7 protein-coding genes and 2 rRNA genes (2 of these 9 only partly in view) are annotated in these 10000 nt (G+C 37.4%); 3 read left to right on the top strand and 6 right to left on the bottom strand.

Going from position 1 to position 10000, the window contains the following annotated elements:
• Together NST14_RS01600 and rrf are read left to right on the top strand one after the other, a co-directional pair.
• Nucleotides 1–1955: ribosomal RNA gene (locus tag NST14_RS01600) — 23S ribosomal RNA — on the top strand; it begins 968 nt to the left of the window's first position.
• A 49-nt stretch (nucleotides 1956–2004) separates the two neighbouring features.
• Nucleotides 2005–2120 (top strand): 5S ribosomal RNA (gene rrf / locus NST14_RS01605).
• Nucleotides 2121–2134: 14 nt separating this feature from the next.
• Here the strand turns inward: rrf and NST14_RS01610 are convergent.
• The 4 genes from NST14_RS01610 to NST14_RS01625 all read right to left on the bottom strand — a co-directional run bounded on the left by NST14_RS01610 (nucleotide 2135) and on the right by NST14_RS01625 (nucleotide 6045).
• The gene (locus tag NST14_RS01610; protein ID WP_000690993.1) at nucleotides 2135–3211 is read right to left on the bottom strand and encodes a glycosyltransferase WbsX family protein; all 1077 of its coding nucleotides are present in this window, start codon (nucleotides 3209–3211) and stop codon (nucleotides 2135–2137) included.
• A gap of 215 nt (nucleotides 3212–3426) precedes the next feature.
• The gene (locus tag NST14_RS01615; RefSeq protein WP_071741419.1) at nucleotides 3427–4299 is read right to left on the bottom strand and encodes a class I SAM-dependent methyltransferase; all 873 of its coding nucleotides are present in this window, start codon (nucleotides 4297–4299) and stop codon (nucleotides 3427–3429) included.
• 26 nt (nucleotides 4300–4325) lie between these two features.
• Complete coding sequence (locus NST14_RS01620) at nucleotides 4326–5048, bottom strand: class I SAM-dependent methyltransferase (RefSeq protein WP_048558004.1); 723 nt, start codon at nucleotides 5046–5048, stop codon at nucleotides 4326–4328.
• A gap of 202 nt (nucleotides 5049–5250) precedes the next feature.
• Nucleotides 5251–6045, bottom strand: a complete 795-nt coding sequence (locus NST14_RS01625) for a sulfotransferase family 2 domain-containing protein (protein ID WP_000800258.1) — start codon at nucleotides 6043–6045, stop codon at nucleotides 5251–5253.
• Between the two features lie 271 nt (nucleotides 6046–6316).
• Here NST14_RS01625 and NST14_RS01630 point away from each other — a divergent pair, with 271 nt between their 5' ends.
• Nucleotides 6317–7261 (top strand): NAD-dependent epimerase/dehydratase family protein, encoded by a 945-nt coding sequence (locus NST14_RS01630; protein ID WP_229143771.1) that lies wholly within the window; start codon nucleotides 6317–6319, stop codon nucleotides 7259–7261.
• Nucleotides 7262–7301: 40 nt separating this feature from the next.
• On the opposite strand, the gene NST14_RS01635 is transcribed toward NST14_RS01630, so the two are convergent.
• Both NST14_RS01635 and NST14_RS01640 read right to left on the bottom strand, forming a co-directional pair.
• Nucleotides 7302–8078: a class I SAM-dependent methyltransferase gene (locus NST14_RS01635; RefSeq protein ID WP_000657504.1), complete on the bottom strand. Its 777-nt coding sequence runs from the start codon at nucleotides 8076–8078 to the stop codon at nucleotides 7302–7304.
• A gap of 66 nt (nucleotides 8079–8144) precedes the next feature.
• Nucleotides 8145–10000: the 3' portion of a glycosyltransferase gene (locus tag NST14_RS01640; RefSeq protein ID WP_000543171.1), read on the bottom strand. It continues 76 nt past the right edge of the window; only the last 1856 of its 1932 coding nucleotides appear in the window; the start codon falls outside the window, past its right edge; it ends in the stop codon at nucleotides 8145–8147.

The raw sequence follows: 10000 nt of genomic DNA on the forward strand, positions 1-10000 counted from the left end.
CAATGACTTATCCTTAGGAGTCAGACTGCGAGTGATAAGATCCGTAGTCAAAAGGGAAACAGCCCAGACCGCCAGCTAAGGTCCCAAAGTGTGTATTAAGTGGAAAAGGATGTGGAGTTGCTTAGACAACTAGGATGTTGGCTTAGAAGCAGCCACCATTTAAAGAGTGCGTAATAGCTCACTAGTCGAGTGACTCTGCGCCGAAAATGTACCGGGGCTAAATACACCACCGAAGCTGCGGATTGATACCGAATGGTATCAGTGGTAGGGGAGCGTTCTAAGGACAGTGAAGTCAGACCGGAAGGACTGGTGGAGTGCTTAGAAGTGAGAATGCCGGTATGAGTAGCGAAAGACGGGTGAGAATCCCGTCCACCGAATGCCTAAGGTTTCCTGAGGAAGGCTCGTCCGCTCAGGGTTAGTCAGGACCTAAGCCGAGGCCGACAGGCGTAGGCGATGGACAACAGGTTGATATTCCTGTACCACCTCTTTATCGTTTGAGCAATGGAGGGACGCAGAAGGATAGAAGAAGCGTGCGATTGGTTGTGCACGTCCAAGCAGTTAGGCTGATAAGTAGGCAAATCCGCTTATCGTAAAGGCTGAGCTGTGATGGGGAAGCTCCTTATGGAGCGAAGTCTTTGATTCCCCGCTGCCAAGAAAAGCTTCTAGCGAGATAAAAGGTGCCTGTACCGCAAACCGACACAGGTAGGCGAGGAGAGAATCCTAAGGTGTGCGAGAGAACTCTGGTTAAGGAACTCGGCAAAATGACCCCGTAACTTCGGGAGAAGGGGTGCTTTCTTAACGGAAAGCCGCAGTGAATAGGCCCAAGCGACTGTTTAGCAAAAACACAGCTCTCTGCGAAGCCGTAAGGCGAAGTATAGGGGGTGACACCTGCCCGGTGCTGGAAGGTTAAGGAGAGGGGTTAGCGTAAGCGAAGCTCTGAACTGAAGCCCCAGTAAACGGCGGCCGTAACTATAACGGTCCTAAGGTAGCGAAATTCCTTGTCGGGTAAGTTCCGACCCGCACGAAAGGTGTAACGATTTGGGCACTGTCTCAACCAGAGACTCGGTGAAATTATAGTACCTGTGAAGATGCAGGTTACCCGCGACAGGACGGAAAGACCCCGTGGAGCTTTACTGTAGCCTGATATTGAATTTTGGTACAGTTTGTACAGGATAGGCGGGAGCCTTTGAAACCGGAGCGCTAGCTTCGGTGGAGGCGCTGGTGGGATACCGCCCTGACTGTATTGAAATTCTAACCTACGGGTCTTATCGACCCGGGAGACAGTGTCAGGTGGGCAGTTTGACTGGGGCGGTCGCCTCCTAAAGTGTAACGGAGGCGCCCAAAGGTTCCCTCAGAATGGTTGGAAATCATTCGTAGAGTGCAAAGGCATAAGGGAGCTTGACTGCGAGACCTACAAGTCGAGCAGGGACGAAAGTCGGGCTTAGTGATCCGGTGGTTCCGCATGGAAGGGCCATCGCTCAACGGATAAAAGCTACCCCGGGGATAACAGGCTTATCTCCCCCAAGAGTCCACATCGACGGGGAGGTTTGGCACCTCGATGTCGGCTCATCGCATCCTGGGGCTGTAGTCGGTCCCAAGGGTTGGGCTGTTCGCCCATTAAAGCGGTACGCGAGCTGGGTTCAGAACGTCGTGAGACAGTTCGGTCCCTATCCGTCGTGGGCGTAGGAAATTTGAGAGGAGCTGTCCTTAGTACGAGAGGACCGGGATGGACGCACCGCTGGTGTACCAGTTGTTCTGCCAAGGGCATAGCTGGGTAGCTATGTGCGGAAGGGATAAGTGCTGAAAGCATCTAAGCATGAAGCCCCCCTCAAGATGAGATTTCCCATAGCGTAAGCTAGTAAGATCCCTGAAAGATGATCAGGTTGATAGGTTCGAGGTGGAAGCATGGTGACATGTGGAGCTGACGAATACTAATAGATCGAGGACTTAACCATATAATATGTAGCAAATGTTATCTAGTTTTGAAGGAATATGCCTTCATAGTTTGGTGATGATGGCAGAGAGGTCACACCCGTTCCCATACCGAACACGGAAGTTAAGCTCTCTAGCGCCGATGGTAGTTGGGACCTTGTCCCTGTGAGAGTAGGACGTCGCCAAGCAATCTTAAGACGAGTCAGAATGACTCGTCTTTTTTGTATGCTTTCATGCCTCTGTTAATTGCTTGTTTAACTCCTTCTAAATAGGCAAAGCCATGCCTTTTATCTGGTTCTAAGTAAGTACCTTCTGCCCATTCATTCCACGCATTAATAAATAAAAACTCGCTGTTGTAAACAGAATAGGTGCGCTGGATTTGCTTACTTAAATATATCGTGAACTTCTCAGGAGTAGAGCCTACGAAAATGCTGCTATTTAAATCTTTGCGGCGTGCTGTGTTGTCCCAGTCAACAAAGGCACCGGGAAATGTTTTTTTCTCTGGAGGAGACCGCTTTAGTATATACATCCAAACTTTATCATAATCCCAAGCGTTTATTTGTTTACCAGACTCATATATTGTTTTATTTATGTCTGAAGAGCTATCATGAGCAATTGTATAAAAAGGCTCGAATTGAATGCTAGCATCGAACCCATTTATATTAGGAAGTGGGAAGCTGTTTAATGTTTCTACAAAGTATATACCTGCCAAACCATTTTCTTGTGCGAGTGTATTCCAGTAGTTAAGCATTTGCTCACAATTAGGTATATGCCCAGGACGATAAATAATGAATAGTGGTTTATTATCTATACGGATATACCTCTCATCTTGGAAAGCTTGTAATAAATAATCAAAGTGTTCTTTCCAATCCGATAACCCTCCGTAATTTTGAGGCATTAATATGTGACTATCAAGACCATCCCAAGTTTTTGTCCATGGTTCATTTGCCCAAGATAGGCAAAATGGAAAATCTGGTTCGCCCATCTGAAGTACCTCATTAAATGGTCTCTCCAATAGCCTCTTCCCTTTAAACCAGTAATGGTAATAACAAAAACCATATATGCCGTGTGCTTTGGCAATTTCTGCTTGCCATTTTCTTACGGATGGGGTGGTTAAGTCGTAATAAAAATCTTGATAAGGTTCTCTAGGTTGATAATGTCCTGAAAATAAAGGTCGTGCACTTTTAGTATTTGTCCATTCAGTAAAACCTTTTCCCCACCATCGGTCATTTTCTTTTATTTGATGAAACTGTGGTAAGTAAAAAGCAATTATTTTCAAGATATATCCCCCTTATGTGCTTCGTAGTTCAGGTGGTGGGAAGTTTTTTTTGATTTTTCGAATCTAGTTAAAGCATGAGAACCGTTATTTACTTACTCTGTTTATGCCTCATAATGAATTTTTTTGTACAGTTTGCTTGATATGGAAATCTTTAATGATTTAATATATACGGCTGAAATATAAAATGATCTTCATTATACAATGAGCGAAAAGAGTTAATCTTTTTGGAGAACAAATAGGGCTTGGGGTAATCGGTTTGCATCATCGAAAAAGTCCCGCAGCTTTAAATACTTCTCATAGTGGTTTTTAATATAAGTTCTAGGTATAATGGTTTCCCCGTAGAAGCTACTATTTCTAACGTCTCCAGCTCCCGTAGGGCTGTGGACGAAATTGCCGCTTTCATAATCCGAGATGGCACGATTTATATCTGGAAAAGCTTGAGATAAAGTTTTATGCCATCCTGTCTGAATTAATTCAGGGTGTTCCTTAAATTGTTGACAGTAATCGAGAAAATAGCGCGCTTGTGTTGTGGCGATGAAGATTCCACCTGGACGAAGAATTCTTGAAAATTCCTTTATCCAATGTTCTGCAGTTTCTTCGGATAAATGTGAGAATACAGAATAAGCGAATATGATGTCCAATGAATTGTCACTAATAAATTCTACAGGAGGTTGTGGATTGGCGGTTTTATATATTCCTCTTCCTAACGTTTCATTGCAAATATTAATCATTGCTGGATCTACATCAATCCCAAGTAAATTTTCATCGCGAACATCTTTGAAAAAAAAGCGTATAATTCTTCCCCAGCCACAACCAAAGTCTAAAATTTTCCGTTCTTTATTCAAGGGAACGCTTAAATTATGGGCATATGTTTTTACAAGTCTATAAAACAAATATGCTTCATAAAGAGCATGTTCATAGGAAGCACCTACAAACTGTTGTTGAATTTCTTCAGGGGGGAACATAGGTACTGGGATACCATTTATCTTTGTTTGTGAGCAACTTTGTATAAATAGATGAAGAAGTTCAACATCAGAAAGCGGGCTAACAAGGTTATCAAAATCACTTCCTAACTTAAAATCATCCATTTGTTAACCTCCAAATTATATGGTGCCTAAAAATCATTTTCTTGTTTTCTACTAATAAAAACATGTAAAAATTCAGCATCTAAGCCTAGTGATTTATCCTTTTGTAAATAAACTAGGGTATACATATTTGCATGTGTATAAATATATTCAATCATATCTTGGCCCCAATCAAATGTTACTAAAGACCCATTCTCATCAATAGGATTTCCGTGATAAATTGGCTCTTCAATATACTCAATTCCATCCTCATTGATTCTTGCCCTTTGCAAAGTTTTGGGAAGTGTGTGGTACCAAGGGACAGTAAACACATGAGCACCGCCAGGCTTTAATACACGCTCTATTTCTTTAAAGGCTTTGTTTGGTTCCATTACATGTTCAAAGACATCTTGAGTAATGAACAAATCAAAAGATCCATTTTGGAAAGTCATGTTTTCTAAGTTCTCGCATCTAATCCCTTGAAAGTATTGGCCGAGAGGATAGTTTTTAAAGTATTGAGAGTATGTATAGTTTTTGCAGTTTTTTATTAGTAGTTGAGTTGTAATCCCCCCAGGTGAGGATTCGTGAATATGATAGGAACCCCATTTCGGAAAAAATGTATTTAAAACATGAATTAAAGCTCGCTGCCTTGGTATAGAGTGGCATGTAGAACATAAGTAGTGATCTCTAAGCCAATCGTTATGCTCTATAAATGTAGCTTCCTTCTCACAAATAACACAATATCCGTTATTATGTTTCAGATTACCTTCCACATGACATCACTCCTGTGTAAAAATGTATATGGCACATGCGTCAATAATTAGTGAATTCAAAGAGGGTAGGTGAAATTTAGGGAATCTATAACAGTAAAATTGGTAGAAGGGAATAATTAGCAGGGGAGAACCCCTCTCTAATTAAAGTTTCACTTTATGCTATGCGATACATTCGCTTTTATTCATTGAAGAGTGTATCAATTTAAAATATCCCTTTTGTGTACGGATACATTTCAAAGTCTTGTGCATATATTTCTGTAACTAATGCCATTGTTTCTTCATCATAAAAACTTTTATATGTCGGAAAGCGAGGGAAGGCGGCATCTGTAATGCTGAGCTCTGCATAGCTTCCTGTATACATCATTTTATGAGAGCGATGATGATCTGAATTTGTAAGTAGCGCTAAATTAGATTTAACTAAATCGTATGTATGTTCTATTTTGGTGATTTGTGTATTAAAATCTTCTAAAGGAATATAGTGTTGGATGAAATTTTCTTCACCCGGAACGTATTGCTGACTAAAATGTATGTCCATTGCTACTGAATTGGGACCTAATGCTCGAACGTAATATAAAAATTGTTTAAATGATATTCCTCGTTTACTATATTTGTCATTATATAAATACTGGCGGATACTTTCCCATTGAGGAATTGCATATGGATTGTCAGCAAGTAATAAAAATGAGCTGACGGCCCTTGTATAGGGATTTCGTACAAGTTTACAAACAGCTTTTTCTGCTGTTAGAAGCCCATTTTGTAACTCTGGTATGTAGTTGGTGTTGTTTTTATATACCCAGAATTCATAGTAATGAATAAAGTCATGGTATTTCTTTGCTTCATTAAACAATCCGATTTGAAAAAAGAACCAATTAGCTAAAGTAGTGCATCCGCTTCTATGGCTCCAGAATAGTATAAGGGGAAAGTCTTTATGGAAATGTGGGATTCGATCTTTATGTAGAATTACATGATTTAAAAGCTCTTGATTTACATTCTTCATACATGTAGTGCTCCTTTTTGAAAGTTTTATTTATGGAGAAGGAGAAAGCTTTTACTAATCCAATATATTCATAGGAATGAGTAAATATTATGAATGTTTTTTCGGACGGCTTAAATAAGGTAGTGATTCTAAAGGGAAAATATAAAATAAAGATAATGAAAATTTATAAGGGGCATACAATTATAAGAGACTCAATAATAGAATTGACTAAGTTTATTTATTTGTATTTCTAGGTGAGATAAGCAAAAATCTTATTACTAGAGAGGATATTATGCGGAAGAATAATTATTTAATAGTAGGTGGAAATAGTTTCATTGGTATTAACCTCGCATTAGGTTTATTGAAAAAAGGCCAAAATGTAAAAGTATTTTCCAGACATATAAATAATTTTCCTCAAAATATTATAAGTGAGGTTGAATTTATTAAAGGTGATTTAGCAAATGTTGAAGATATATATAAAGCCTTAGTGAATGTGGATATTATTATTTATTTAGCTGCAACGTCTAATGTAACAACTTCAATTGAAGATGTTTTCGGAGATATAAACAGTAGCCTTTTTTTTCTTAATTTCATGGAAAGTGCTAAAAATTTCCCCATTAAAAAAATCGTATTAGCATCTTCTGGAGGCACAGTTTATGGTGAACCGGAATATCTGCCTATTGATGAGGAACATCCATTAAAACCACTTTCTCCTTATGGAATAACAAAGGTGTCGCTTGAAAATTATTTGTACTTTTATAAGAAAAAATATGGAATGGACTATGTTGTATGTAGATATTCTAATCCGTATGGAAAATATCAAAACCCGTTAAAGAAAGTTGGAGCAATAAATTGTTTTTTGTATCAGCATCTCAGTAATGAAAAGATTAATATATATGGGAATCCACAAGAAATTATTCGAGATTATATTTATATCGATGATTTAGTGGAAGTTACTATACAACTATCGCAATTAAATCACTTGAAATTTTGTGTGTATAATATAGGCAGCGGAAAGGGTCTTTCTTTAAAACGAATTATAGTAGAATTGGAGAAATTAACGGAAAGAAAAGTGGACTTTATCTGCTATAAACAAAAGCAAGAAAACGTTAAAAAAATCATTTTAAATATAGATAGAGTAAGACGAGAATGTAATTGGGAACCGAAAGTGGATTTCAAAAGTGGAATTAGATTAAATAAGCTATGGATTGAAGAGTTCTTATATAGTAAAAAATAATAAGCCATGCCCTACTTCTGTATAAGTAGAGCGTGGTTTATTATTTTATTTCTTTTTTTATTACCCAAAGATCTTGATGTTCCCACCAAAAACCTTCAGTGTATTTTTTGATAATAGGATTATAAGGTAATAATTTAATTTTGTCACATACGTAGGAGGGGCTAACGATCGTTTGCCCGTATTGATGAACATCTAAATCGAGTTGTTCGCTAGAGGGAAGAAACCAATAACCCCGTTCATTTAAAGCGGGAAAGCCGAAGTACTTTTTACTTTGATATCCATGAGTTGTGAAAATGAATAAGCCGCCAGGGGAAACAGCGTTATACAATGTCTGAAGCCAACGAAACCAAGTTGTATCAGGCATATGAGAAAAAAAGGATAGACAAAAAACGATATCATACGTAGACGAGTCTAATTTTACTTGTTCTGGTTCAGGGTGAGATAATAGAGATGAAGTATGTAATGTGTTTTCAATAAAAGTAATAGCCTCTTCGTGTATATCGCAAGTAGTTATACTTAAGTTCATTTGCTGATTTAATAAATGACGTGTTACGCAGCCATATCCGGATGCGAATTCTAATAATTGAATTGGAGTGTCTATAGGAGGATAAAAGGAAGTAATTAAATCTAAGAGTGTTTCTGCTGATTTTCTTCCATCTTTAAAATAATAATCTATTGCTTCTTTTTTAGATGGAAAGACTGGATTTGTGACAAGGAATTGAAAGATATGATCCTCTGGGTGGATATTTGCACTTACATTGTATTTTTGTGCAATTTGAGAAATCAAATGTTTATTTGCCTCTATAAATTCTTTCAAAGAGTAACACCCCTTAAATAATAGTAATGTCTTAAAAGAGCTACTGATGATAAAGAAAATATATAATTAAACCTTCAAATATGTTTCAAGGTACTTTCTATATGCATACATTTTCTTTTTTGAAATGTCGTCGATAGTAAAGGTGTCTTTAATGAAATTCTGCATTTGTACAACTTCACTGTAATGGGAATATGAATCTTCTGTTCTTGTTACGCTATTTGTATGTCGTCTATGATAGTTTAGAGGTTTTGGATTAAAATAAATGTTCCCCTCTTTAAGGAGAGAAACATAGAAAAACCAATCACCAGCTATTTTAAACTTTTGCAATTGTTTTGCTATTGTTTTTATATCTATGTTTTTAAAAACTACACTTGAGACATTAGGTATGGTGTTTTTGATAAATAACGTATCTTGTATTTCATCTATCCCTTTTCGGATATAAGAACTCTGCCATTTTTCCTTATCGATATCATTTGTGTAATTCAAATAATGATTGGCCAAGATATTTCCTTGTTCATCTATTTGTTTTGATTGTGTGTAGCTTAAGGCAACATCACTATCTATATGAAACCCTTGTATTACTTCTTCTAAAAATGTCTGATCACATAAGTCATCGGCCTCAGCAATCCAAATATAATCACCGGTTGCTGCAGAGACACCTTTTATCCATTGTTTAAATACAGAACCAGAATTTTTATCATTAATAATCTGCTGAACTTTCAGGTGGTGTTTATTTTCATTTGAGAGCAGCTTTTCAAATATAGATACGCTATTGTCAGTAGAGGCATCGTCTAGGAAAATTAGTTCGTAAAGGGGATAGGTTTGATTTAATATTGATTTAACTCGTTCCGGTAAGTATTTTTCGTAATTATAGTTCGGTACAATGACGCTTATTTTTTTATAATTATGCTCAAGCAAGTTTAATAATTGATAAACGTAATCAAGAAAGTTGAAATCTCTTTCAATAAGTTCTTGGCCAAAGGTCCCTTTTTGTAATCGTAAATCTTCATTCCCCATAAGTTCATATATTCTTTCCAGCATCATAGGTAAGTTTAAATAGTCTACTAATGCGCCGGTTTGTTCCGTAACAACATCTTCAAAACCTCCAGCGTTTTTGAACCCTATAACAGGGACTTTTGTATCTAATGCTTCTAAAACTACGTTTGGAAAAGGATCTTCTCTTGAAGTTAATAAATATAAATCAGCACCGGCGTTATATAAACCGATATCTGGAGTTGGATCCACTAATGTGAAATGTGCTGTATATCTTGGGGAGATTGTATTAAAAAAATGAACATCTGTTTTCCCAACCCAGATAAAATGAATATTCGTATGCATCTTTCTTACTGAGTAAGCAATAAGTGAGAATAAATCTATTCCTTTTCGATGATCAGCGAAACCTACCCCCAAGATGATTTTGCTATCGAGAGGCAGATTGTGCTTTTTTCGTAAATTGCTTCTCGCTTGTGCAATATTTTTCTTATAAGGATTATGGTTGAACAAGCCCTGAGGGAGAATGTGGCATTTTTGATGATCTAATTGGGTGATTGTACGGAATTTTTCATACACGTATTGTGAAGGGAAGACAATTTTGTGAGCAGATTGGGCAATGTTTCTTGCTTTTCCCTCAGCAGAGTACTGTTGTATTAAATGCGGCAATTCATGTATTAATGAAATAACTTTAATATTATGTTTAGCTAGTAATGCAACTATATCACCACTTATGACGGTACTACATATGGCGATGGTATAGTCTTTTAATAATAACTTCTTTATTAATAATTCGACTTTTTCTTCCGTTGGGTAGTCTTCCTCTAGGCAATAAACAGGACCATACTTTTGAAAATCGCGGATTAAAATACCGGTTCCAATAGAAATAATTGCGACGGAGTAATGAAAGTTTTCTTTAAGGGCTTTAATAG

This window comes from Bacillus sp. FSL W8-0519 (genome assembly GCF_038005585.1).
Taxonomy (GTDB): Bacteria; Bacillota; Bacilli; order Bacillales; family Bacillaceae_G; genus Bacillus_A; species Bacillus_A paranthracis.